This window comes from Veillonella tobetsuensis, assembly GCF_001078375.1.
In the GTDB taxonomy this organism is placed as follows: Bacteria; Bacillota; Negativicutes; order Veillonellales; family Veillonellaceae; genus Veillonella; species Veillonella tobetsuensis.
The window spans coordinates 17,490-42,744 of the sequence record NZ_BBXI01000002.1; the positions used below are offsets into that span (position 1 = coordinate 17,490).

A 25,255-nucleotide genomic window follows, 5' to 3' on the forward strand; every position below is an offset into this window, starting at 1 on the left:
CTTTAAATTAGGATAATTATTTAGACTAATCATTTACAGTCGGTTATAACTATACAAGGAGTATCATCATGAATAAGAACATCAGGTTTCTCATATGTTTGATGATACTCTTTTGTGTATGTATAACAGGTTGTGGACCACTTGTGTCCTATAATGAGAGTTCCCATACGCCTCATACGCGGTATGTTGACAGTTACGATGGGGTTCGTGTAGCAGTACCTGAAAATCCAAAGCGCATTTTAGCATTGTCCTCTGCATTTGATACGATTTTATTAGGTCTTGTAGAACCAGACCGCTTGGTTGGTATCAATAAATTGTCCACCTATGAGGATTACTCTTTAGAAGCGAAACGGGCCAAGCAGGTTAAGCCTGTTATGAGTTCCTATCCTCTAGAGAAGATAATTGCTTTGAAACCAGATCTTGTTATAGCCCCAGATTATACATCTGCTGATGTTATTTCTGGCTTGCGCCATATGGGCATTGCAACAGTTGTTGTATCATCGGACTCTACAGTAGAAGGGGTTATTAAAAATATAAAGGATGTTGCGTATATCGTAGGAGAAGAGGAAAAGGGGCAGTTTTACGATCAAAAGATACATCGTGAGTTAGATGAAATGAAACGTCTAGGCGCATCCATACCTCTAGAGCAGCGCAAGACAGTTCTTTTTGTATCCTCTATGGATGGTTACACGGGAACGGGCAGTCTCTTTGATGATATGTGTAAATACATGAGTATTTATAATGCACCTAATAAGATTGGCTTACCGCCACGGATACCCTTTGGGGAGGAACGGGTGTTAGTTATGAATCCAGATTTTATCTTTATTCCGTCCTATAAGGGGATGGATAAGGGGTTAGCAGATAGATATTTAGCAAATCCAGCCTTTCAAAATCTGCCAGCTATAAAAGAACATCGCGTTAAGCCTTTACCGGCAGCATACTTATATACTATGAATCAGCATATCGGCGAAGCGATGCTTGCTATTATGCATACTGTGTATCCTCAGTTAGAAAGGAGTTCTCATGAGTAAACAGAAAAAACGAATCATGGCGATAACTCTGATTGGGGTATTACTATGTGTTGTAAGCCTCTTGGCACTACATGTAGGAACGATTATGATTCCTATTGGCGGGGGCATTCAAAGCATTTTAAATGGTATGGGTATACCAGTGAACTTTACAGAGCCTATTACGGCTGAACAAGAGGCGGTACTATGGTTTATCCGCATGCCACGCCTTATCATTGGCCTTCTCGTAGGTGGTGCCTTGGCACTCGCTGGTGCGGTTATGCAAGGCGTTTTCTCGAACCCCTTAGCAGACCCTGGTATCATGGGCGTATCTGCAGGGGCATCCCTAGGTGCCGTTATCGCTATTGCACTGGGTGTAACATCTCTCGGCATGTTTTACATGCCCGCCTTTGCCTTTGTAGGGGCCTTTGTATCTGTTGGGATTACTATTCTTTTGACCTTGCGCAATAACAAGTTAGACACGACAACCTTATTGCTAGCAGGTGTAGCCGTTAGTATGCTCCTCGGTGCTTTTACATCGGGCATTTTGACGATGATTAACGAATACCGGTTGCGTGAATTCCTATTCTGGATGGTCGGTGGCCTTGATTTCCGTCGTTGGGATCATGTGGCACTAGCTGTAGGGCCTATCGTGACGGGCAGCGTTATTCTGATGCTGCTCGGGCGGCATCTGAACGTACTCGTTCTTGGTGATACCGAGGCTCGTGCCTTAGGTTTGCCTGTTATGGTGTACCGTATGTTATTCCTATTCCTTGCGTCCGTAGTTACCGCTACTGCCGTATGTGTTAGCGGTTCCATTGGTTTCGTAGGACTCGTGGTACCTCATATTGTGCGTTTATTAGTGGGGCCGGATCATCGAATTCTACTGCCGATGGCCGGTGTTGGGGGTGCATTATTCCTCGTATTCTGTGATACCTTAGGTCGCATCATAGCACAACCAGTTGAGATTCGCGTAGGTATCATGACGGCTCTCTTAGGGGCACCATACTTTTTATATTTGCTTCACCGCTTGCGCAGTAAAGGAGGGGCCTAATGAAATTAGATGTTCAATCACTATCCGTTACATTAGGGGAAAACCACATTCTAAAGGATGCGTCCTTCTCTATTGATAGCGGTGAATTTGTCGGCATTATCGGCCCTAATGGTTCTGGTAAAACGACGTTGTTAAAAACCTTGCGTGGACTCTATCCTATTTCTGGAGGCCAGGTTTTGTGGGATGGTAAAAGCATCGCCTCTTTGAGCGACAAGGAAATTGCTCATCATGTGGCATACATGCAACAATCCGTTAATGTATCCTTTGATTATGAAGCCATCGATATCGTGATGACAGCCCGTTATCCGTATCTGAAATGGTGGCAACAAGAGGGACCAGAGGATAAAGCAATCGTAGAAAAGGCCATGAAAGAAGTGGGCGTGTACCATCTGCGTAATCGGTCTGTACAATTCCTCAGTGGCGGCGAGCGTCAACGGGTGTTTCTGGCAAAGGCCTTGGCACAACAAACAGAGGTACTCTTACTAGATGAACCGACGGCGGCGCTTGATTTGGTGTACGCTGATGATATCTTTCACGAAGGTCGTAGATTATGTGACGAAGGCAAAACGATTCTAATCGTCGTCCATGATTTAGAATTGGCTGCCAAATATTGTACTAAGCTCGTCTTGGTTAGTGATGGTCATATAGTCGATGTAGGAACGCCTCGTGAAGTGCTGACTGCAGAGAATCTACGAAACGCATTCCATCTATCGGCAGCGGTCTACGATGATCCATACTTTAAACAACAACGTATCTTTGTATTTCCAAAAGGGACTACGGATATCAAAGCGTATAAACAGACTAATGCTAGTACTGACATGTCTATCGATCCAGACCTGCAATAAGTATCTTGGGTTAGATAGTTAGTTATTTTTATATATTACTAATTTTATTTTTGGCTACATCCTTGTATTGCGATTCCGAATGAGGTCAGACTTATGTTATATCCATTTACTGCTATTGTTGGTCAAGATGAAATGAAGTTGGCCCTGTTACTCAATGCCATAAATCCATCTATCGGTGGTGTGTTAATCGAGGGGGAAAAGGGCACTGCTAAATCTACGGCGGTTCGTGCTTTGGCGAACCTATTACCCCCTATGGAGACAGGGGCTACGGCCATGACCGTTGTGGAACTTCCTATTAATGCTACAGAGGACCGTGTTGTAGGGTCTATCAATTTAGAAAAAGCACTACAGGACGGTGTGAAAGCTTTTGAGCCAGGCATTTTGCACGCAGCACATCAAAACATTCTCTATGTAGATGAGGTTAATCTATTAGATGACCATATTGTAGATATTTTACTTGACGTAGCAGCTATGGGTGTCAATACGGTAGAGCGTGAAGGGGTGAGCCACTCTCATCCATCCCGCTTTATCCTCGTAGGAACAATGAATCCCGAAGAGGGCGACCTTAGACCTCAGCTGCTAGATCGTTTCGGTTTATCCGTCATGGTCTATGGTGAGCATGATCCAGCACAACGGATGGAGGTTATCAAGCGCCGTCTTGCCTTTGGCGACGACCCGGTAAGTTTCGTAGCGTCTTATGCGGAATCGGAACAAGCATTACACGAACGCTTATTACAAGCTCGTGAATTATTGCCAAGCATCATTCCCACCGATGAGATATTGTTGAAAATTGCAAGCATTAGTATTGGTGTTGGCGTTGATGGTCATCGTCCAGATATTACGATGATGCACACCGCTCGTGCACACGCAGCCTTTCACGGTCGCCATCAAATCACAGAGAGCGACCTCAAGATAGCAGCACGATTAGCATTGAAGCACCGTTTACGTCGTTTACCATTTGAGGAGCAAGGTCATGATGAAGACCGCATTGATACAGTGGTAACGGCTGTGCTTGAGGGCTAGCTATGGAAACATCTGTACGAGAGGCCCTCAAAATAGGCCTTGTAAACAATCAGATTCATACTCTCGTTATTTCTGGTGGTACTGGTGTGGGTAAAAGTTATGTCCTTCGCCAGTGCCTCGAGGCGTGGCATATTCCCTATCGTTTGATACCCATTTATGTAGAAAATTCACAATTACAAGAGACTATCGATTTTGAAGCGTCCCTAGAGCAGGGCCAGATGATTATGTCCGCAGGTCTTTTAGATGACACTAGTACTCGATGTTGGGTTGTCGATGATGGGCACGTTCTGGTACCTGAGGTTCGTCATGCCTTATTAGTAGAGGCGAAGCGACGTCAAATACTGCTCATCATGACTATCAATCATGAAGATAGAACACTAGATGATGCGGAGTGGGAACTCGTCGATGTGCATGTATCTATGGCTGCATCTACACTAGAGTCTCGAGTTGCTATTTTGCAACAAAATCGAGAAGAAATCCTATGTGGTGAAGCATCTATAGCAGGGGATAATCAATCAGACTTGGACGATGCCTTATGTGAGGAGAAAACTAGCTCAATAGATGTTATTTCAGCTGAGGATATGTTATCTCTCATAGCTACTAAACGAGTTCAGAATATTGCTGTTTCGGATGCTATGCTTTCACTAGCCATATCCTATGCACTACAAGCACGCACTGTAGGGCATGGTGCAGAATACGTATTGCTGCAAGTTATGAAATCTCTTGCAGTTCTTGATGGCAGCTCGTACTGCAAGCCAATCCATGCAGACCGAGCCGCTTTATATGTTTTGCCCCATCGTATGAAGCGAGATGAAGCATCAGAATCTCAATCATCACAAGGGGATAATGGAAGTAGTACAAACGACCAAAATCAGTTGCAGAAGAATACTGAAATAGTAGAGGACTCTGATGTAGATAACTCGAGTAATTCGGGTGGAGAAGATTCTAATGGTGATGAATCCAATCCCAATGAATCAGATAATTCCAATAATGATATAAGTGGTAACGAAGATGGAGCGTCTAATCAAGACGTATCCGGCAACGCTAATCAAGAAGAAACGAGCGACACTAATGACGCTAACCCTAAGGAACCTGATAGTTCTGATTCAAGAAGCACTGATGCTGATGTATCTAACGGGCTATCTTCTGTATCTTTGCCTGATACTGTTGCCCGTATAGCTAACCAGATGTTTCATTGGAAATTACAGTCTTATAAGACTGTAGACCGTCAGTATCGCAAGGGCTCAGGTCGTCGTCTCATGACCAAAACAAAGGATACGAGAGGGCGCATGATTCGAGCCTATCAAGATGAACATGCTCTTGAGGACTTGGCCTTAGTCGATACATTGCGAGCGGCAGCACCCTACCAACGGTTGCGATCTGCTGTTAAGGTGGAACAAGAAATACAATCTACGCAGTCTCTGCCATTAGAACAGCAAGAATCTAAGGGATTATCTATAGTGATAAAACCACAGGACTATCGCCGTAAAGCTCGAGAAAAACGTATTGGTGCATACCAGCTCTTTGTGGTGGATGCGAGCGGTTCTATGGCGGCACGTCATCGCATGGAGGCCACGAAATCCGCTATTTTGAGCCTCTTGCGTGATTCCTATATTCACCGTGACTCAGTAGGGCTCATTGCTTTTCGCAAGGAATCGGCAGAGGTGTTATTGCCGTTCACCCGTAGCGTAGAGCGCGCAGAGCGACTATTAGCCTCTATGCCTACAGGTGGTAAAACGCCATTAGTTTATGGTTTACGCATGGCCTATACCATGTGCGATAGATTGTTGCGTGCCCATCGGGCAGAACGCATTCAGATTATATGTATCACCGATGGACGTGCTACGTCGGGGGACTTAGAGGATCCCGTAGCAGAGGCCAAACAATGGGCTCGTATTCTTGGGACCTTGCCTGTAGACTGTATCGTTATTGATACGGAAACGGGCTTTATCAAGCTAGGCCTTACTAAGGAATTATGTAAATTAATGAATGGCAGTTATTACGCCATGGATACTATTACGGCGGATGATATTTTACGAGTATCGCGGAGGTAGATCATGAGTCGTCTCATGTATATTTCTAATTTAGGAAAACAAATCCAATATATAGAACAGGCTGTTGCCACCTATCCTGAATTAATACAGGGTGAGGTGGACATCTGTAATATGAAAAAACAGCCCCTTTGGGATGAGGATTTTGAAAGCCGCCTACGTGCTGCAGATGTCGTTCTCGTAACGAATATGGGGGTTGGCTTAGATTCGCCATTTTTAGAGCGTCTAGAGCGTTGGCTGTATGCACATCATCCTAAGTATTGGATTGATGTGGTAGAGCCTAAGAAAACAGATATTCTCTATCGCAATATAGACGAAAATCAACGGAGATTTCTTGAAAGCTATCGCCGCACCAGTGGCGTCATGAACTATGTGCGCCTTATTAACGGTGCTTTCAGTACAAAACCAATCTCCGAATGGGAGGAACCTGACCACATTCCGTGGCAAGCCATCATGGGCCGCGATGGAAATATCTACGAAACCTATGATGAGTTTATGGATGCCGAAGGACATCGGGATTGGCCGTCTATCGCGGTGTATTTCTATCGCGACGAATGGATTATGGGGGATATTGAGTATCAACAGGCCTTATTCGAAGAAATTTATAAACATCAGTACAATCCGATTATCTTTTATGGGCAGTATGGCTCGAATCCTCGTGTAGGCATTCCTAATATGAAACTGTCCATGAATCATCTCTTTGGTAAGGATGTATTCCCCTTTGATGTGCTCATAAATACTTGTAAATTCTCCTATCAGTCCTTAGGGGCGCAAACTTTGGAGGAATTAAAGTTACAGGATGTGCCTATCATTCAGGGCTATACCATATACATGGATGAGAAAACCTGGGCTGCAAATCCGCAAGGCGTGACGCCTTTGGACGTGAATTTATCTATATCACAACCTGAGCTCGATGGCGTCATTCAAGGTGGCGTCGTGGCGTGTCAAACCTTTGATGAGCGTGGTCACTATGTGTATCTACCTGTAAAAGAACGCATTGCTGCTATTGTAGAGCGGGCCATTAAATGGTCTAAATTACGACATATTCCAGTATCGGAGCGAAAGGTAGCTATTATCCTGCATAACTATCCGCCTAAAAATTCCAATATTGGGTCCGCTGCAGGACTTGATACGCCTGAATCGGTACGACGACTATTACAGGTCATGCAAGACGAAGGCTATACCGTAGATACTGTGCCAGAAACGAGTGCAGAGTTGATGGATATAGTCACATCTCATATGACGAATGACAGGTCTATGCTCACTGATGAGCTCTTAGCTTCTGCAGAAGGGCGTTTGAGTAGTGATGATTACAAAGCGTATTTTGAAACGCTGCCAGCAGACACGCAAAAGTCTATGATCGAGTCTTGGGGTGCGGCGCCTGGAGATGTATTCGTCTACGATGATGAGGTTATTATCCCGGGTTTCTCCAATGGCAATCTATGGATTACAGTGCAGCCACCTCGTGGTTTTGGGGAAAATGTATCTGCTATTTATCATGCCCCCTGTTTGCCACCGCCACATCAATACTTGGCGTTCTACCATTGGGTTCGGAACGTCTTCGAAGCGGATGCAGTCATTCATGTAGGTACTCATGGTTCCTTAGAATGGCTCCCAGGTAAGGGAGCAGGTCTCAGTGCTAGTTGCTATCCTGAAATTGGTATATCCTCGTTACCTAATATTTACCCGTACTGGACGACTATTATTGGTGAAGGTATCCAGGCTAAGCGGCGTAGCTCCGCTTGTTTAGTAGGGCATCTGTCGCCACCGATGACGACGGCTGGTCTATATGATGAGTTTGAAGAACTAGAAGCCTTACTCGATGAGCATAGTCATTTTGAGCAAGAGCATCCTGAGAGTGTATCGGATATAGAGAACGTGATTCGAGAGAAAGCCATGGCGTGTCATCTCATCGATGAAGAACAAGGCGCTGCAATGGAGATGGACGATCTTATTACAGCTGTCCATGAAAAGTTAAGCGACCTAAAGCATATGCAGATGAGAAATGGCTTGCACATTTTAGGGCAGGGACCTGAAGGTGTGGAGCTAGAGGAATTTATTACCGCCATTGTACGGACGCCACAAGGGGATATTGCATCGGGTCTTGAAATCTTAGCCGAAGAATTAGGTTATGATTGGTCCTATATAGAGCAACATGCAGGTGACGTAAATGACGAGGGGATTCGTTACAGTCACATCATTGATCAAATTTGGAGCGAACTGCGTGCGTTTGTAAGGTATGTGGTGAATACACCAGATTATACAGTGCCAGAACGGCTAGCGCCTTTGGCCGCAGTCATTGTGCGCGAGTATATACCTAAATTAGGGCAAACAAAGAATGAGATTACATCCATTTCGCAGGGCTTACAGGGAAAATATGTTGAACCCGGCCCTGGTGGGGCTCCTTCCAGCGGTCAAGTTGATGTATTGCCTACGGGGCGTAACTTCTATGGCCTCGATGAACGGGCACTACCCACAAAGATTGCTTATCAGCTAGGGATAGACTTGGCAGACCAAGTCATTGCTGACTATATCTTAAACGAGCAACGGTATCCTGAAACGGTAGGCATCATTCTCTGGGCTAGTAGCAACTCTAGAAGTCACGGCCAGTGTTTAGGTGAGTTTCTCTACATGTTGGGCGTTCGCCCTAAATGGCAGTCCAATGGTCGCATTTCAGGCCTAGAGGTGATTCCTTTAGAAGAATTACAACGACCTCGTATTGACGTAATGGGTCGCATCAGTGGCCTCATTCGAGATATGATGCCTACTGCCATTAGTTGGCTTGATAAGGCCGTGGAAATGGTGTCAGAACTAGATGAGTCCCCAGATGATAACTATGTGAAAAAGCATATTCACGATGATGTAGATTGGCTCGTGGAGCAAGGTGAGGATCCTTTGTTGGCTACTAAAAAGGCGCGACTCCGTATCTTCGGTGACCCGCCACAGGCCTATGGCACCGGTGTAGGCGCCATGATAGAAGGCAAAAACTGGCAGTCCGTAGAAGATATTGCTCAAGTGTATAGCAAGTGGAGTAGCTTTCACATACACAAGGATATTCCTCAGGATATGAGGCTATTTCAGCGTCGATTAACGACCATGGATGTGACCATTAAAAATGAAGATAATCGAGAAACGCATATTTTGAGTGCTGACGATTATTATAGCTATCATGGTGGTCTCATTGCGGCGGTGCGAACTGCAAAGGGCAGTGCGCCTCGCGCCTATGTGGGGGATAGTACCGACCGTAGTCGCGTTGTGATGCGGTCATTGTCGGATGAGCTGCGCCGCGTTGTGCAAGGGGAAACGCAGAACCCTAAATTTATCGAAGCCATGATGAATCATGGTTACAAAGGTGCATCGGATATGTCCAATGTGGTATCCCATAGCTTTGGCTGGGATGCGACGAGCGATATCGTACCCGACTGGGTCTATGAAGGTTATGCTAACAAGTATGCCTTAGATACAACGGTGCAAGACTGGATGCGTGATGTAAATCCGTGGGCCTTGCAGCGCATTGCGGAAATTTTGTTAGAAGCCGCTCAACGTGGCTACTGGGATGCATCTCCAACGATGCTAGAGGATTTGCAGTCCTTATATATTTCCATAGAAGGTGTTATAGAAGGTCGTTAGTATGAAACAAAGAATACCTATTATATGTACCATAGTAATGATGGTACTTCTGCTGTTCGGCTGTGGTCCTAAACAGATGGGAACTACGGGCGCCACACATCAGGTGACGGATGGTACAGGCACTGTTGTTACGGTGCCGACTGAACCTAAGCGCATCGTTCCTGTCGCTGCTAGCACAGAGGATATAGTCCTATCCTTGGTTGATCCAAGCCGCGTAGCCGCTGTTGGTACGGTACCTAATAATGTACCCGACGCGTCGGCTAAGGTAGAGAAACATGTGAAAGCATCTGCTGAGTCCATGCTCTCTGTACAGCCAGATTTAGTATTAGTACCTAATTGGATGTCTCCCGATGCGATTGGGGAAATGCGCAATATGCAGATTCCTGTTTATGTATATAAAACGCCTACTACGGTAAAAGAAGCAAAAGCTACTATTCATGAGATTGCCGGGCTATTACATGCATCTGATGAATCCATGATAGCCAGCATGGATGCAGATTTGAAAACTGTAGAAGAATTGACCAATAAGCATAGTGGAGAACGTCCTTTGGTGGCGTTTTATTCCCAATTTGGTTTAACAGGCGGCAAGGGTTCAACCTTCGATGATATGTGTAACTACTTGAAGGTAAACAATGCGGCCGCTCAAATAGGGTTAGGCCCTTTTGATAATGGGACGAGAGAGGATTTAATAAAATCTAACCCTGATATTATTTTTATTCCTTCTGTGGCCTATACATCAGATGGCACTACGCCAGCAACGGCAGAACAGCTTTACTCTGATCCTGCTTTGCAGGGCGTTAAGGCCATCGCCAATCGTCGTGTGTATCTTGTAGATTCCTCGCAGGTCATGAGTTATTCTCAATTTATGACCCGTGCAATGGTATCTATGGCACAAAATATTTATAGTATGTAATTTATAGTTTGATGTGTGTGGAGGTTTTTATGAAAGTATCAAAGAAACAACGTTTATCTCTATATGTGGGATTAGCTCTTGTATTTGGTAGCACAATTAGTGCACCTAGCGTATTAGCTGCTGATGCACAAGATTCTCATACCATTGTCGTTACTGCAACGCGCAGTGAACAACAACTTTCACAAGTACCAGCTAGTGTATCCGTATTGACTGGTGACGATGTGCGTGAACGTCATGCCACAAACATGAACGAAGCAATGCGTGTCGTTCCTGGTGTTGACGTTAATACGTATGGCGGCGGCGTAGGGTATACGAACTCTAATGCATTCCGCATTAATGGTTCTGAACAGGTATTGTATTTAGTAGACGGCATCAATATGGGGGCCGCTGGTGTGAATCCGCCAATGACGATTTTGAAAGATATGTCTAGCATTGACCGCATCGAAGTACAACGCGGTGCCGGGTCTACATTGTACGGTTCTGGTGCTATCGGTGGTGTTGTGAACGTAATCACTGCAAAACCTGAGGAAGGTGTTCAAACTAAACTTCGCATGATGGGCGGCAGCAATGATTTAGAACAATACGCTCTCTTGAACGAAGGTAGCAAAAAGGATTGGTACTGGCGTGTAGGTTACCAAAAGGATATCATCGGTTCCTATAAAGATGGTCATGGCAAACGCATTCCGCAACATGGCAATAGCCATACTGGTTCCTTCATGGTAGGCAACAAAATCAATGACAAAAATGATGTGAAGGTATTCTATGATACCTATCGCGGCGATGTGATGTATTCTGACCATATGGGGCGCCTTAATCACATTCGTTACGGTACAGAAGCAAGTGATTCCTTCCGTGCTGTTTGGAATAATAACATCAATAAACGTTGGAGCCATCAATTGTACGTATTAGATAATCATTATAAAACTAAATATGATGGTTATTTAACAGATATTAAGACTCGTGCGTTTGGTGACCAAGTGACGTATAAAGCAAAAGATCATACCGTAGTTGGCGGTATTGATTGGCGCCAAGATAAGGTGCTTAATATGGGTGGTGTAAAACTTACGAACACATCTTACTTCGTACAAGATGAGTGGAAGGTTGCTCCAAAATGGACTGTCATACCAGGTGTTCGCGTTGACCATCATTCTGCATTTGGTACACATACATCTCCATCCATTAGCGTTGGCTACGATGTGAATGCTAAAACGAATGTATATGCAGCGTACAAAGAATACTTCTTGGCTCCTACACCATATCAACTCTTTGATGGCACAAATGGTAACCGCAATTTGAAACCTGAAACTGGTCATGAATGGAGCGTAGGTGTTCATCATAAATTCGGTAAAACTTGGAACAGCAATCTCAGCTTCTTTAGTCGCAGCACAAAAGATAAAATTGGTTGGGTAATGACAAACCCTGCAGCGTTCTCAGGTGAATACCATAATTTTGATACAGAAAAGGCGCATGGTATCAATGCAGATGTACGCAAACAATTAACGAAACATGTATCTGCCCGACTCGGTTATACGTATACTCATATTGATGCTACACCAACTCGCAAAGCAAATCGTGATGGCTATATTCCTAAACATGCGGTTAATGCAGGTCTCGATTACAACGATGTTAAATGGGATGCTCATTTAGATATTCGCGGTGTCATCGACCGTCCAGGTCCTGCGGCTAACATCTTCCCTCGTACAACATATTGGATTACTGATATTAGTGCTAACTATCGCGTGCGTGAAAATGTGACTGTATTTGGTCGCATCAATAACCTATTTGATACATACTATGCAGAACAATCTAGCGTTCGTTGGGGCCACGCTGGTGATTGGTGGCCAGGTCAAGGTCGCAACTTCCGCTTTGGTGTAGAGGTTACAATCTAAGAATTGTATAAAAAATAAGAAAATTGATAAGACTATTAGTTAATATGATAAAACTATAGATTTTCTATAGTAAAACCTCTATAATAGGATGTATCTATATATATCCATGTATATGTATCATTTTTAGTAAGAGGAGTTGGATTCTGTATGGAACTACCGGTTTTATCCCCGTATATGATGGCTCGCAAGCCGTCCGGGATCCGCATGGGGCAAATTAAATTTTTGGAACGAAAGGACCCACCTGTTTTGGTAAATGGTTCAATTGGCAATGTTATGCGTCCTATGCATCCCGCCATGCAGCGCCGACTATTTACATTAGGAAGTACTAATAGTCCTTTCAGTACAGGCATCGTGCCATATGTGCCTACGACGGGAACCGATGAATGTCGCGAAGCATTTTTGCATATTTTGCGCAGTCAAGGCTTTGATACAACGGGCCTTAATGTACTCGTTACAGATGGTGCGTCCATGGCGATGGAAATCATCATGCTCGGTGTTTGTGGCGGTGCAGGGGAAGAGGAACGTCCTCTCTTGATGTTCAACCCTTCCTACACGAACTACGATGCTGTAGGTCAACGTATTGGCCGTAAAACAGTGGCTGTAGAACGTAGCCTTAATGAAAATGGCGAGTTCGAATTGCCATCCATTGAAACCGTGGAAAAACGCATTATGGAAACAAAACCAGGTGCACTCTTGATTATCCCTTACGATAATCCGACGGGTCAGTTATTCAGCAAGGAAACCTTGATTGAATATGCAACATTGTGTGTAAAACACAATTTATGGATTATTTCCGACGAAGCATATCGTGAATTGGCATATCAAAAAGGTAAGGAAACATCTAGTATTTGGACCTTGACCAACAAGGATGTGCCTGGCATCGAAGGTCGTCGTATTAGCCTTGAAACGGCTTCGAAGGTGTGGAATGCTTGTGGTCTGCGCATTGGTGCTATCATTACGGATAATGCATTGTGCTATGAAAAATCCGTTGCTGAATATACAGCCAATCTTAGTGCTAATACGCTTGGTCAATATATCTTTGGTGCTTTGGCTCATGAAAGTCATGCTGATCTTCATAACTGGTATGAACAACAACGTGATTACTACCGCCAAATGATCTTTGAACTTCACAAAGGCTTTAAAGATGAAGAACCTGAGTTCATTATTTCCAATCCAGAAGCGTCCATCTATTTCGTTATCGATGTGCGCAATGTGGCAAAACCTGGCTTTGATGGCGTAGAATTTGCTGCCTGGTGTGCAGAACATGGCCGCGTAACCTTGGACGATGGCAATGACTATACATTGCTCATGGCTCCGCTTAACGGTTTCTATAGCGGCTTAAATGGCGACAATAACCCTGGTAAAACACAACTTCGCGTATCTTTCTGCGAAAACCCAGAATTATTAAAACTAGCGCCAAAATTGCTATCTAAACTATTTAGAGCATACGAAGCGCAACGATAAAATAAAGGAGCTATATTGCTGAGGTTAGCCTCTAGCACTATAGCTCCTTTTTGATCCCTATAAAGCAATGATAGGGAGTTGTGTTTAGGTATTATCTTTTTCATAGTCTAGTCCCTTAGTAGATATTCCTATGCTTTGTTGTTGATTTAGCATAGAACTATCCTCTGTTGATGGATAGGATGTATCGTCTAAGGTTACTGTTTCCAATAATTTGTCGATATTATCGGCTTGGATGGATACTTCTTTGTTGTACCAGTCGCCAAACTCGCGGATAACTTTTTCATTGCGTCTGTAGTAGGTGTATTGGTCAATTTTGCGCGATTCCACAAGGTCTGCACGTTCTAGCATAGTCATAAATGTGGATACAGACGATTGCGATACACCACAGCGCTTTTGAATACTTTTAACGCTGACGCTGTTTGAAAAGTCGATAAGAGTATTAGTGTGTACTTGAACACCGAATTCTTGCTCGGGGTGCTTCAACCACAATATAATATCTAACCGATGGGGATTTGATAATGCCTTTAGAATTCTTTGCGGATCCATATGGCCTCCTTTTTTAGGTACATACTAAATATTGAGTGCCTTACTTTGACCGTGGTCTTGCATTATGCGGTCGTATTATACGTGTCTTGCTCCGTATATATATACTTTCTTAATATTATCATACGCCAATTTTTGTGTGAAAGCTAGAAAAATTTATAATTTTTTTTGAGGGCGGCTGTAGGGGGATTCTAAAAGCCTCCACCGGCCAGGTCTGTTCCTTCGGAACAGGGCCAAAGTCGTTTATAGAATCCCCCTACAGCCTTTCTAAAAACTTTATGTGGGAAAGGGGAAGGGCTACGCAGGCCCTTTTTAATTTTCTTATAAAATTTTCATGTACATGTGGTATGTTAAAAAGGTATTTTCAATCTGTATCGTGAATATATAATATATAAACTTATGTAAGTTAGGCTTTCATAAAAAGGAGCTGAGTATATGGCAATAGATCGAAATGAAACATTTGATGTCATCGTCGTTGGTGCAGGGCCGGCAGGTGCTGCAGCGGCGTTGCGGTTGGCGGAGCAGCGTGTAAAGGTGTTGCTCATCGAGCGTGGTATGGCGCCAGGTGCAAAGAATATGATGGGTGGTCGTATTTATACGCATTCGTTAGAGAAATTGGTGCCTGATTTTAGGGACCGTGCGCCTCTTGAAAGAAAGGTGACGAAGGAACGTATTTCCATCGGTGCTGGCAATGAGATGACAACCATTGAATATAGTTGCCAAGATGTGAAAGAAAATGAAGAGTCCTATGTTGTGTTGCGCGCTAAATTTGATAAATGGCTCGCTGAAGAGGCTGAGAAAAAAGGGGCTTTGCTCGTTTCCAATGTACAGGTAACGGAGCTTATCACGGAAGGTGAAGGCAAGAATCGACGCGTTGTCGGTGTTCGTTGTCACGATGATGAGGTGTATGCTAAGCTTGTTATCATCGCAGAAGGTGCTAATACAGTGCTCTTAGAAGAGGCTGGTTTAACTGGCCCGACCGATCCTAAGACGATGGCAGTCGGTGTAAAAGAGGTGTATAAACTTAAAAAAGAGGACCTCGAAAATCGCCTTATGTTATCTGGTGACGAAGGAATGGCTTGGCTCACCTTGGGGGACATGACAGATGGTCTCCTTGGTGGTGGCTTTATTTATACCAATAAAGCTAGTCTATCTGTAGGTATGGTTGTAGGTCTTGAAGACATCGGTTCTGCGGGCAAATCCGTAGACGAAATGCTAGAGGCTTTCACTAGTCATCCTAGAATTGCACCGCTCTTGAAAAATGGTCAATTAAAGGAGCACAGTGCACATCTCGTGCCTGAAGGTGGCTATAAAGCGATGCCGAAATTGGGCGGTAATGGTTACATCATCGTGGGCGATGCGGCGCGTATGTGTATGAATCTCGGTTATACAATTCGTGGCATGGACCTTGCCATTGAGTCCGGTATATGCGCGGCGGATGCAGTTAATGTGGCGTTGCGCGATGAAAATATGGACCGTGTACCAAAATTATATGAAAAACAAATCAAGGCGTCTTGGTTGCGTCATGATTTAAAATTGTATAAACATGTACCGAAATTCTTGGGCACAAATCCTCGTATTTTCAATGAATACCCAACATTTGTTAACAATTTGATGCGCGACGTATTCACTGTAAACGGTGATGGTGCAGTTCCAATGATGAAAAAAATTATGCGCCGTGTCGGAGATATTGGCCTATTTACCTTGATTCGTGATGCTTGGAAAGGGGTGCGTTCCCTATGAAATTAGAAGAGCGTTTGGGCGCCAATAAATACTATGTAGACGAAACGTGTCCTCACATCATTATTGATGGTGAAAGCGTAAGCCGAGAAGAGGCGATGAAACTCGTTAATGGTTGTCCCGCAGGACTATATACATTACAAGAAGATGGCAAGCTAGCCTTTGATTTTGCGGGCTGCCTCGAATGTGGCACATGTCGCGTATTATGTGGACACAGTGTTGTTAAGACTTGGAAATATCCTCGTAACGCCAAGGGCGTAGAGTTTAGACAGGGGTGAGTGCATGGAATTATTAGTCTGTATAAAACAAGTTCCGGATACATCGGAAATCAAGCTAGATCCGGAAACAAATAATCTCATCCGCACAGGCCTGCCTAGCATTGTAAACCCTGACGATATGCATGCGTTAGAGGCGGCTCTTGCGGTGAAAGACCAATATGAAGGTAGTCGTGTAACCGTTCTATCCATGGGCCCTCCACAGGCTGAGGCAGCTCTTCGTGAGTGTTTATCCCTCGGTGCCGATGATGCAGTACTCGTGACAGACCGCGCGTTCGGTGGTGCCGATACATTGGCTACTAGCTATACCATTGCGTCTGCTATCCGTCATATTCAACGGACTATGAACCGTCAATTCCAAATTATCTTCTGCGGTAAGCAGGCTATCGATGGCGATACGGCACAAGTAGGCCCTCAAATTGCAGAGGAACTCGGTATGGCACAAGCTACCTATGCCTGTGAACTATCCGTTGATCAAGCTGCACAAAAAGCAGTTGTGAAACGGCAACATGAAAATGGCTATGAAATCGTAGAGGTTCCGTTGCCATTGCTTGTAACAGCTACAGCTGAACTCAATGAACCACGTCAACCAGGTCTTTGGAGCTCTATTTATGCAAAACGTTATACCATCTCTCATATTACATTGCGTGATATGCCTCATATTGATGAAAGCCGCATTGGCCTTACAGGCTCTCCTACGCGTGTGCGTAAGGTGTACCAACCACCACTTCGTGGCAAGGTAGAAATGCTTTCATCTATCGATGAAGGCGCAAAAAAGGTGCTTGAATTGGCATACCACATCAAGCCTGAAAAATTCGCCCATCTCTTGGTGCCTAATGATGTACCTGTTGTAGATTCTACAGAGGATGAAGGGGTTGATGTAAAAGACCCTGTGCAACGTGCTGCATCTGTTGAAAGCGTAGTGCCTAGCGAAGCAAAGGTAGAAGAGATAAAACCAAATACATTTGCCGCAGAGGCTGCTAAAAGTGCTGATGTTTCCAAAGGAGGTGACCGATAATGGCCGTTACTAATTTTGATGAATATAGAGATGTCTATGTAGTAGCGGATACCATCGATGACGTTGTGCATCCCGTTACGTACGAATTGATCGGTCAGGCTCGCCGCATTGCTAAGGAATTGGGCCAGCTCGTTCAAGTTATGCTCCTTGGTGAGAATGTGCAAACCGAAGCAGAGGAACTGGTAGCACATGGCGCCGATATTGTTCACGTTTTTGAAAGTCCCCTCTTGAAATACTATACAACGGATGGCTACACTAAGGTGTTAACCGACTTCTTTGAAGACCATAAACCTAATATCCTATTGATTGGTGCAACCAATAATGGTCGAGACTTAGCACCGCGCATGTCTGGTCGCATGCAAAATGGCGTTGTAGCAGATTGCACTATCCTAACGGTAGATACAGAAGAAGGCCTAGTTGAATGGACTCGTCCTGCTTTGGGCGGCAATATCTTAGCGGAAATTATTTCGCCAAACCATCGTCCACAAATGGGCTCTGTTCGTCCTAATGTATTTAAGAAACCTGAGCGCATTGCGGACAGTTGGGGCCGTATCCAACTTGAACAATTTGACCTCAAGCCCGAAGACATTCGCACCAAACGGCTAGACTTTATTCCATTCAGCAAGTCTGGTTATAATATCCAAGAAGCGGATATCATCGTAGCTGGCGGTCGTGGTATGGGTTCAAAGGAAAACTTTGATAAACTCTACGAACTCGCCGATGCTATCGGCGGCGTTGTAGGCGCTACACGTCCACTCGTTGAAAAAGGCTGGATTGAATTGCCATATCAAGTAGGTCAAACCGGTAAAACCGTAAGCCCTAAACTATACTTGGCATTTGGTATCTCTGGCGCAATCCAACACGTAAGCGGTATCTCTGGTGCCGATACAATCGTGGCCATTAACAACGATCCGAAGGCGGAAATATTCCAACACGCGAACTATGGGATTGTTGGGGATTGCATGGAAGTTCTCAACGATATGTTGGCGCATCTGAAATAAAACTATATAAATGATTACAAAGGATTACCGTCCCGAAAGGCTCCATAGTGACCTAAGTCGCTTCCGGAACGGTAATCCTTTTTCATCTCTATACGATTTCCTTTCAGATGCGTCAATATGTCATTTGGGGAAGGGCGGAATGGGAGGTGTAGCGCCCAAGGCGGCTTCGGATAGGTATCTCTATTTATTTTCTAGCTGTAGTAGGGCTCAATTATTACCTGCATCAACTTATGTATACACTGTTTTTATAGATTATAGGGGGTAGGGTAGCGTTTTTTTATTTTCATAATGGTATAATGAACTTGATAGAATAAAACGGATTGATGATGAGGAGGCTTTTATGGCTCGTAATGTTTTTGTCACTGGTGCAACGTCTGGTATTGGTCTTTGTATTGCTGAGGCTTATGCAAAGCATGGCGATAATGTATTGATTTCTGGTCGTCGTGTTGAGTTATTGGGCGAGGTACAGGCTCGTTTATCTAAGGAGCATGGCGTGCGTGTTGCGACTTTAGTTCTTGATGTGCGTAGTCGCGAGGATGTTGAAAGCAAGGTTCCTGCTGCTATCGAAGCTTTTGGTGGCATTGATGTACTTGTAAATAATGCAGGTCTGGCACAGGGACTCGATCCATTCCAAGATAGTACCGTAGAAGATGCAGTCACAATGATTAATACGAATGTATTAGGACTTCTTTATGTAACAAAGGCAGTACTTCCTTTCATGATTGATAAAAATGAAGGTCATATCGTAAATATGGGCTCTACAGCTGGGATTTATGCATACCCAGGTGGTGCCGTTTACTGTGCAACAAAGGCGGCTGTTAAGATGCTAGCTGATGGTATTCGCATGGATACTATTGCTACAGATATTAAGGTTACTACCATTCAACCAGGCATCGTAGAAACTCCATTCAGCGAAGTACGATTCCACGGTGATGCGGAACGAGCTAAATCTGTGTACACTGGTATTGAGGCTGTTCAACCAGAGGATGTGGCCGATGTTGTACTATATGTAACAAACCAACCTAAACGCTTGCAAATCTCTGATGTAACCATCATGGCGAACCAACAAGCGGCAGGCTTTATGGTACATAAGAAATAACAGGCTAAATACCTAGCTTATTAAATGATATAGGTAGCATTTATTACTTGAAATCCTATATCATTTAGGATATACTTATTAAGCGTATTTTGATAAATATAATTTTACAAAATGTATTTTGTGGAGTATATTATTATGACCTCAATACTAAAGAAATCTTTGTTGATGGCGTTAGCTTGCGTCTGTATAGGTACTTATGGAGTTGTTGAGGCTCAAGGTACTACGGATGCACAAACTAAAGTTTCTGGACCCTTAGAAATGTTTGTTGAAGCAGCTGTTCCTGGCGTTGTTATGCCAAGTCCTGTACATGTGTTTACCACTGTAGACGCAGCGTCTGAATATATAGGGTTTAGACCTCAGATGCCAAAGCTATTGCCTGTAGGATTTAATATTCAATCTGTCATTACTATTGAGAAAGATATTTTACAAGTTGTGTACGTGTATGAACCCGGTATAGATTCGTACGTAAATAAAGCCGGTGGTGCTCTTATTTTTTATCGTACATCTACTAAATTAAAAGGTGATATCAGCGATGACCATAAGATTCATAAGGTTATAGAAACTGAAAGTGTAGATGGTACAAAGGTTACTTTCAAAGGTGGTAAGAAAATGGTCTATCTTGCATCGTGGATGAAAGATGGACAAAATCACTCTTTAGAATTTCAGCGTCCCGTTACACGAGATATGGCGAAGGCTATTATCCATAATATTGTTGAGGAAAAATCACATACAAAATAAATGTGTTTTTAATAATTTTTATGTTACGCGAAGGGAGATTATACCCATGGTAAAAAAATTTGTATTAATGGCAATTGCATGTGCTTGTGTAGGTTCTTACACTGTTGCTGGTGCGCAAGGCACTTTTGATGTAAAACCAGATCCAGCTAAACCTAGGGTAGCAGAACAGGCAGCGCCTATAGTTAGTATGCCAAGCCCATTTCATGAGTTTGCTACTGTGGCTGAGGCTGCAAAATACATGAACATTACACCTCAAATGCCTAAAGTATTGCCTGTAGGCTATAATATTGAGTCTGTAAGTACAATCAATAAAGATGTTTTGCAAGTTGTGTATGTTTACCAAGCTGGTGAAGATGCAACGCGAAACCAAGCGGCAGGTAAGCGTATCATTTATCGCGTAGGTACTACAAAAGGTGATATCAGTGGTAATCATAAGGATTATCGCGTTACAGCTACAGAAAAGGTAAACGGTACAAAGGTTACTTTCAAAGGTGGCGAAAAAATGGTATACCTCGCTGGTTGGACAAAAGATGGTCAAAACCATGCGATGTACTTTGAACGCCCTGTAAATCGCGACATGGCAAAAGCGATTATTGCTAACACTGTAGCACCTACAGCACATACAAAATAATATAACAGTCCAGCCTAGTGGGATAGGCATGCGAGCTGTGGTGAAGCACTCGCATGGACACTGTAAGGGTTATATAAGAAGCGGCTCCTCATATGAGGGGCCGTTTTTGTTGGTATGCAAAACTTTCATAATGATAACGATTCTAAATACCCGTATGGGTATATCTATCTAAGTATTACATTGATAGAATATAAATATAGCTATTTTGTGATAAAGAAGGCAGGTGATGTATTGTATCGATTAATACTACAGCGTTTGGCGAGTATTGTAGGTATTTTATTGGTAGTTACTATCGGTACATTTGTATTGATAAAATTATCTCCTATCGACCCCGTGTCGATGAAGTTTAATCTCGTAGGGGCTACACCAGATCCAGTTGTAGTTGCACAGATACGAGAGCAGTTAGGGCTCAATGACCCTTGGTGGCAACAATACCTACGTTGGTTAGGTCAAATTGTACAAGGGGACTTTGGTGAGTCTATTCTGTATGCTTTACCAGTAGCGACCATTCTTGGTGGCGCCTTGCCTAATACCTTGGGGCTAGTATCCTTAGCTCTTGTTATGGGGATAGTGGTGACCATACCGCTCGGTATGTTATCTGCAAAGTATCAAGACTCATGGATTGATCATGGAGTTCGTCTCGTTACATTCCTAGCATTAGCAATCCCTGGGTTCTGGGTCGGTTTATTATTACTGTACTTATTCGGTGTTAAATTACAGCTAGTGTCGGTAACGAATACCAATGGCTTTTCTGCCTATGTATTGCCCGCGGTAACCCTTGCTTTATGGATATGTGGCCTCTATATTCGTCGATTGCGCAATGCTATTTTAGAAGTGTCGCGACAGCCCTTTGTACAGGGGGCGCGAGCATTAGGATTGCCAGAATGGATGGTCTACACCCGTTACATATTCCCTCATGTGGGACTTATGTTGTTGCCTATGATGGGGGTAACTATGGGCGCTATGCTAGGTGGCTCTGCCGTTATTGAAACGGTATTCTCCATAAAAGGTATTGGTTACATGATGGTACAAGGCATTATGGCTCGCGATTATATATTGATGCAAGGTTATATCATCTGGATTACCTTGGTGTTCATCGTAATTAATATCATCATTGATGTATTGAGTGTTTGGCTGAATCCGAAGCGAAGAGCCGCCATAAAAGGAGGCTCTTATGAATAGACAAAAGCCCTATACTTTATACGTTATGTTGGTATTAGCAGCTCTGTGGATCGCATTTTTCTTATGCGCTCCCTATATAGCACCCTTTGATCCTGAAACGACGAGTATCGCGGACCGCTTACAAGACATTAGTAGTACCCATCTATTAGGTACGGACCAACTCGGTCGTGATGTGTGGTCTCGTATTCTGTACGGTGGTAAAGCCTCTTTAGGGATTGCTTTCACCATCATTGGCATTAGTGGGGCCATCGGTATCGCTATTGGTGGATTAGCAGGATTTTCTACGCCTCGTATTGACCGCTGGCTATCTCGTTTGATTGATTTGGTACTAGGGTTCCCGAACATGGTGATTGCCATTGCTTTCATCGGTATTATGGGACCTAGCATAACGAATGTAATCATTTCCTTGTGCATTACGAAATGGGCGGAATATGCCCGTATCACTAGAGGCCTCGTACAGATTGAACGCCACGCGGAGTATATTACCTTTGCTCGTATGTCAGGTGCTTCAAATCTACGAATTCTGTGGCGCTATATTCTGCCGAATGTATTGCCACCGTTGGTGATCGTTATTATTCAACATTTAGGGGACGCCATCATTTTGGTAGCCAGTTTTTCGCTCATCGGCATCGGTGTACAACCACCGGATCCGGAGTGGGGCGCGATCCTGTTGAGTTCCCGAGATTTTCTACAAACGGCGCCGTGGCTGCTAATTTACCCGGGGCTCGCTATTTTTATTACTGTTGTTTTATTTAACTATATTGGTGATGCGTTGCGCGATGCCCTCGATGTATCTCGTTAACCGTGCTGTGTATAGATTTTTTATGGTGAAAGCCTCGACGAGGCAATGTATTTTAAAGGAGATATTATGAAACGTTGGTTATTAGCATGTTTGTCCATGCTATGCATGGTAGCTCTCTTAGTTGGTTGTGGCAATGATACTGCTAAAGACGACAAACAAGGGAAGCATATGAATGTTGGTTTGTATTGGTTTGGTGAAACATTAGACCCAACTCACGAATGGGATGCGTGGACATTGACGCGTATCGGCGCTGGTGAAACATTGGCAACGGTAACACCAGATATGAAATTTACTCCACAATTAGCAGACTCCTGGGAAAATGTGGACCCTACAACATGGAAATTCCACATCCGTGAAAATGTTAAATTCCACAATGGCACTCCAATGACGCCACAAAAGGTAAAAGAGTCCATCGAGTACACAATGAAACAAAGTGCTCGTTCTGCAAAAGCTGTTAAGATTGAATCTATCGCAGTAGATGGTCAAAACTTGATTATTAAAACAACAGAACCTAATGGTTCCTTGTTATCTAGCTTGACTGAACCAGCTTTCGTTATCATGGACACTGCAGATCTTAAAGACGTAGCATCTAAACCAGTTCTTACAGGTCCTTACAAAATCACTTCTTTCAAGAAAGGTGAAACAATTGAACTTGCAGCCTTCGCAGATTACTGGGGCGGCAAACCAGGTCTTGATTCTGTAACTGTAAAAGATATCGAAGACAACAATAAACGCGCGATGGCGTTGCAATCTAAAGACGTAGACGTAATTCAAAAAGTGGACTCTGCTAACCGTAGCTTGTTCAAAGACGGTTTCAATATTCAAGACGTTGCTGGCGTTCGTGTGTTTATGTTGAAAGCAAACAATACAGAAGCATCTCCATTACATGATAAAGCTGTGCGTTCCGCTATTGCTCATATCATTAACTATGATTCCATGGCTAAAATCATTGGTAATGGCTCTACACCAGGGGCGGCACCATTCCCTCCATCTGCCAACTTAGGCTATGATGCGATTGCTAATAAACCGATGACAGATGTAGCAAAAGCTGACCAAATCTTGACTCAAGCTGGTTACGCTAAGAATGCAAACGGCATGTATGCAAAAGATGGCAAAGAATTAGCGATTACTATTGCTATTTGGGGTAAAGACACAAGCTTATACGAAGAAATTCAACAAGAATTGAAACAAGCGGGAATCAATGTAACACTAAAAAAACTACAAAGTCCTGATGAAGTAGATACACTTGGTACAGATGGTTTCGATTTAGTAGAGCGCAATGTAGTGACTATGTCTACAAACGATCCTTACTGGTTCCTCAGCTTATTCTACAAATCCGGTGCAAAAGCAAACGTTGGTGGCTACTCTAACCCTCAAGTAGATGCGTTAATCGACCAATTGTCAGTAACATTTGATCAAAACGAACGCTCTAATATTGCAAAACAAGCACAACAAATCTTAGTTGATGACGTAGCAGATATCTATTTGTTGTATCCAAGTGCAACAGTTGTATCCACTACAAAAGTTAAAAATGTACCAGTACATCCAATCGATTACTACTTATTAACAAAGGATTCTACTATTGAATAAATCTGATTGTATCGTATTTGATAAGGTTACAATTTCATATGGTGCGGAAGAGGCGGTGCGTAATGTATCCTTCTCCGTACCTAATGGCGAGGTCTTTGCCATTGTTGGTGAAAGTGGCTCTGGTAAATCTACCTTGGTTCGTGCCGCCTTCGGCATGTTAAAACAAGCTAGCATTAGCGGTCAAATTTTGTTAAACGGCACCGATGTTTCCACTTTAAGTGATGGCGATTGGCGACAACTACGGGGCACAAAGATTTCCATGATTTTTCAAAATCCCAGCGCCTATCTAAACCCAAATCGAACTGTGGAAAATCACTTCAAAGATTTATTCCGTGCCCATGGTGAAAGCTACGATGTAAGCCTCGTTATAGATATGCTTAATCTCGTTCACTTAACTGACGGAGAGCGTATCTTGCAGTCCTATCCATTCCAATTGAGCGGTGGCATGCAGCAGCGATTGGCAATAGCTTTGAGCCTCATCTTGAAGCCGAGCATCGTATTTGCCGATGAACCGACTAGTGCTCTGGATATGCTCGTGCAAGCCTCTGTGCTAGACCTTTTAAAAGAGGTAACACAGGCTCTTGGAGCAACAGTTATTATCGTAACCCATAATATCAAGGCGGCCGCACGCATTGCTAATAGCATTGGCGTTATGAATAAGGGACAACTCGTTGAAGTAGGCTCTACCGAAGAGGTTATGGCATGCCCAAAAGATGAGTATACTCGTATTTTGTTAGATTCCGTAATGAAAGTGGTGTAG

The 25,255-nt window shown here is 43.6% G+C and carries 20 protein-coding genes and 1 pseudogene; 20 read left to right on the plus strand and 1 reads right to left on the minus strand.

Annotation, left to right across the window (positions count from 1 at the left end):
• Positions 1 to 68 precede the first annotated feature (68 nt).
• The 9 genes and pseudogenes from VEI_RS00195 to VEI_RS00235 all read left to right on the plus strand — a co-directional run bounded on the left by VEI_RS00195 (position 69) and on the right by VEI_RS00235 (position 13,876).
• Positions 69 to 1,031: an ABC transporter substrate-binding protein gene (locus tag VEI_RS00195; RefSeq protein WP_059361037.1), complete on the plus strand. Its 963-nt coding sequence runs from the start codon at positions 69 to 71 to the stop codon at positions 1,029 to 1,031.
• The gene (locus VEI_RS00200; protein ID WP_059361040.1) at positions 1,024 to 2,061 is read left to right on the plus strand and encodes a FecCD family ABC transporter permease; all 1,038 of its coding nucleotides are present in this window, start codon (positions 1,024 to 1,026) and stop codon (positions 2,059 to 2,061) included. The genes VEI_RS00195 and VEI_RS00200 overlap by 8 nt, the downstream gene beginning before the upstream one ends.
• Positions 2,062 to 2,120: 59 nt before the next feature.
• Positions 2,121 to 2,906 (plus strand): annotated as a pseudogene (locus VEI_RS00205) (ABC transporter ATP-binding protein); the annotation flags it as partial.
• A gap of 93 nt (positions 2,907 to 2,999) precedes the next feature.
• Complete coding sequence (locus VEI_RS00210; protein WP_059361045.1) at positions 3,000 to 3,929, plus strand: ATP-binding protein; 930 nt, start codon at positions 3,000 to 3,002, stop codon at positions 3,927 to 3,929.
• A 2-nt stretch (positions 3,930 to 3,931) separates the two neighbouring features.
• Positions 3,932 to 5,983 (plus strand): VWA domain-containing protein, encoded by a 2,052-nt coding sequence (locus VEI_RS00215; protein ID WP_059361047.1) that lies wholly within the window; start codon positions 3,932 to 3,934, stop codon positions 5,981 to 5,983.
• A gap of 3 nt (positions 5,984 to 5,986) precedes the next feature.
• Entirely contained in the window at positions 5,987 to 9,610 is a 3,624-nt protein-coding gene (cobN, locus tag VEI_RS00220) for a cobaltochelatase subunit CobN (RefSeq protein WP_059361049.1), read from the plus strand.
• Between the two features lies 1 nt (position 9,611).
• Positions 9,612 to 10,523, plus strand: a complete 912-nt coding sequence (locus VEI_RS00225) for an ABC transporter substrate-binding protein (protein WP_059361052.1) — start codon at positions 9,612 to 9,614, stop codon at positions 10,521 to 10,523.
• 29 nt (positions 10,524 to 10,552) lie between these two features.
• Positions 10,553 to 12,412, plus strand: coding sequence for a TonB-dependent receptor plug domain-containing protein (locus VEI_RS00230; protein ID WP_059361053.1), 1,860 nt, complete (start codon positions 10,553 to 10,555; stop codon positions 12,410 to 12,412).
• 147 nt (positions 12,413 to 12,559) lie between these two features.
• On the plus strand, positions 12,560 to 13,876 hold the full coding sequence (locus VEI_RS00235) for a pyridoxal phosphate-dependent aminotransferase (RefSeq protein ID WP_059361056.1): 1,317 nt from the start codon (positions 12,560 to 12,562) through the stop codon (positions 13,874 to 13,876).
• An 84-nt stretch (positions 13,877 to 13,960) separates the two neighbouring features.
• On the opposite strand, the gene VEI_RS00240 is transcribed toward VEI_RS00235, so the two are convergent.
• Complete coding sequence (locus VEI_RS00240) at positions 13,961 to 14,422, minus strand: ArsR/SmtB family transcription factor (RefSeq protein ID WP_059361058.1); 462 nt, start codon at positions 14,420 to 14,422, stop codon at positions 13,961 to 13,963.
• 432 nt (positions 14,423 to 14,854) lie between these two features.
• On the opposite strand from VEI_RS00240, the gene VEI_RS00245 reads away from it, so the two are divergent.
• From VEI_RS00245 to VEI_RS00295, 11 genes are all read left to right on the plus strand, one after another.
• On the plus strand, positions 14,855 to 16,162 hold the full coding sequence (locus tag VEI_RS00245; RefSeq protein ID WP_059361060.1) for an FAD-dependent oxidoreductase: 1,308 nt from the start codon (positions 14,855 to 14,857) through the stop codon (positions 16,160 to 16,162).
• Complete coding sequence (locus tag VEI_RS00250) at positions 16,159 to 16,437, plus strand: ferredoxin family protein (protein ID WP_005376445.1); 279 nt, start codon at positions 16,159 to 16,161, stop codon at positions 16,435 to 16,437. Before VEI_RS00245 ends, VEI_RS00250 begins: the two co-directional genes overlap by 4 nt.
• Positions 16,438 to 16,441: 4 nt before the next feature.
• Positions 16,442 to 17,452, plus strand: coding sequence for an electron transfer flavoprotein subunit beta/FixA family protein (locus VEI_RS00255; protein ID WP_059361062.1), 1,011 nt, complete (start codon positions 16,442 to 16,444; stop codon positions 17,450 to 17,452).
• Positions 17,452 to 18,453, plus strand: coding sequence for an electron transfer flavoprotein subunit alpha/FixB family protein (locus VEI_RS00260; RefSeq protein ID WP_059361065.1), 1,002 nt, complete (start codon positions 17,452 to 17,454; stop codon positions 18,451 to 18,453). The genes VEI_RS00255 and VEI_RS00260 overlap by 1 nt, the downstream gene beginning before the upstream one ends.
• Positions 18,454 to 18,793: 340 nt before the next feature.
• Positions 18,794 to 19,552: an SDR family NAD(P)-dependent oxidoreductase gene (locus VEI_RS00265; RefSeq protein WP_059361067.1), complete on the plus strand. Its 759-nt coding sequence runs from the start codon at positions 18,794 to 18,796 to the stop codon at positions 19,550 to 19,552.
• 135 nt (positions 19,553 to 19,687) lie between these two features.
• Positions 19,688 to 20,290, plus strand: a complete 603-nt coding sequence (locus VEI_RS00270) for a hypothetical protein (RefSeq protein ID WP_059361069.1) — start codon at positions 19,688 to 19,690, stop codon at positions 20,288 to 20,290.
• 46 nt (positions 20,291 to 20,336) lie between these two features.
• Positions 20,337 to 20,921, plus strand: coding sequence for a hypothetical protein (locus VEI_RS00275; RefSeq protein ID WP_059361071.1), 585 nt, complete (start codon positions 20,337 to 20,339; stop codon positions 20,919 to 20,921).
• Positions 20,922 to 21,152: 231 nt separating this feature from the next.
• On the plus strand, positions 21,153 to 22,103 hold the full coding sequence (locus VEI_RS00280) for an ABC transporter permease (protein ID WP_059361430.1): 951 nt from the start codon (positions 21,153 to 21,155) through the stop codon (positions 22,101 to 22,103).
• Positions 22,096 to 22,905, plus strand: a complete 810-nt coding sequence (locus VEI_RS00285) for an ABC transporter permease (protein WP_059361076.1) — start codon at positions 22,096 to 22,098, stop codon at positions 22,903 to 22,905. The genes VEI_RS00280 and VEI_RS00285 overlap by 8 nt, the downstream gene beginning before the upstream one ends.
• A 66-nt stretch (positions 22,906 to 22,971) precedes the next feature.
• Complete coding sequence (locus VEI_RS00290; protein WP_059361078.1) at positions 22,972 to 24,495, plus strand: ABC transporter substrate-binding protein; 1,524 nt, start codon at positions 22,972 to 22,974, stop codon at positions 24,493 to 24,495.
• A complete protein-coding gene (locus VEI_RS00295) occupies positions 24,488 to 25,255 on the plus strand; it encodes an ABC transporter ATP-binding protein (protein ID WP_059361082.1) in 768 nt (255 codons plus the stop codon). Before VEI_RS00290 ends, VEI_RS00295 begins: the two co-directional genes overlap by 8 nt.

Bases quoted from the DNA above. Each gene is read 5' to 3' on its own strand.
- VEI_RS00195 (WP_059361037.1), top strand. From the start codon at position 69: ATGAATAAGAACATCAGGTTTCTCATATGTTTGATGATACTCTTTTGT.
- VEI_RS00200 (WP_059361040.1), top strand. From the start codon at position 1,024: ATGAGTAAACAGAAAAAACGAATCATGGCGATAACTCTGATTGGGGTA.
- VEI_RS00210 (WP_059361045.1), top strand. From the start codon at position 3,000: ATGTTATATCCATTTACTGCTATTGTTGGTCAAGATGAAATGAAGTTG.
- VEI_RS00215 (WP_059361047.1), top strand. From the start codon at position 3,932: ATGGAAACATCTGTACGAGAGGCCCTCAAAATAGGCCTTGTAAACAAT.
- cobN (WP_059361049.1), top strand. From the start codon at position 5,987: ATGAGTCGTCTCATGTATATTTCTAATTTAGGAAAACAAATCCAATAT.
- VEI_RS00225 (WP_059361052.1), top strand. From the start codon at position 9,612: ATGAAACAAAGAATACCTATTATATGTACCATAGTAATGATGGTACTT.
- VEI_RS00230 (WP_059361053.1), top strand. From the start codon at position 10,553: ATGAAAGTATCAAAGAAACAACGTTTATCTCTATATGTGGGATTAGCT.
- VEI_RS00235 (WP_059361056.1), top strand. From the start codon at position 12,560: ATGGAACTACCGGTTTTATCCCCGTATATGATGGCTCGCAAGCCGTCC.
- VEI_RS00240 (WP_059361058.1), bottom strand. From the start codon at position 14,422: ATGGATCCGCAAAGAATTCTAAAGGCATTATCAAATCCCCATCGGTTA.
- VEI_RS00245 (WP_059361060.1), top strand. From the start codon at position 14,855: ATGGCAATAGATCGAAATGAAACATTTGATGTCATCGTCGTTGGTGCA.
- VEI_RS00250 (WP_005376445.1), top strand. From the start codon at position 16,159: ATGAAATTAGAAGAGCGTTTGGGCGCCAATAAATACTATGTAGACGAA.
- VEI_RS00255 (WP_059361062.1), top strand. From the start codon at position 16,442: ATGGAATTATTAGTCTGTATAAAACAAGTTCCGGATACATCGGAAATC.
- VEI_RS00260 (WP_059361065.1), top strand. From the start codon at position 17,452: ATGGCCGTTACTAATTTTGATGAATATAGAGATGTCTATGTAGTAGCG.
- VEI_RS00265 (WP_059361067.1), top strand. From the start codon at position 18,794: ATGGCTCGTAATGTTTTTGTCACTGGTGCAACGTCTGGTATTGGTCTT.
- VEI_RS00270 (WP_059361069.1), top strand. From the start codon at position 19,688: ATGACCTCAATACTAAAGAAATCTTTGTTGATGGCGTTAGCTTGCGTC.
- VEI_RS00275 (WP_059361071.1), top strand. From the start codon at position 20,337: ATGGTAAAAAAATTTGTATTAATGGCAATTGCATGTGCTTGTGTAGGT.
- VEI_RS00285 (WP_059361076.1), top strand. From the start codon at position 22,096: ATGAATAGACAAAAGCCCTATACTTTATACGTTATGTTGGTATTAGCA.
- VEI_RS00290 (WP_059361078.1), top strand. From the start codon at position 22,972: ATGAAACGTTGGTTATTAGCATGTTTGTCCATGCTATGCATGGTAGCT.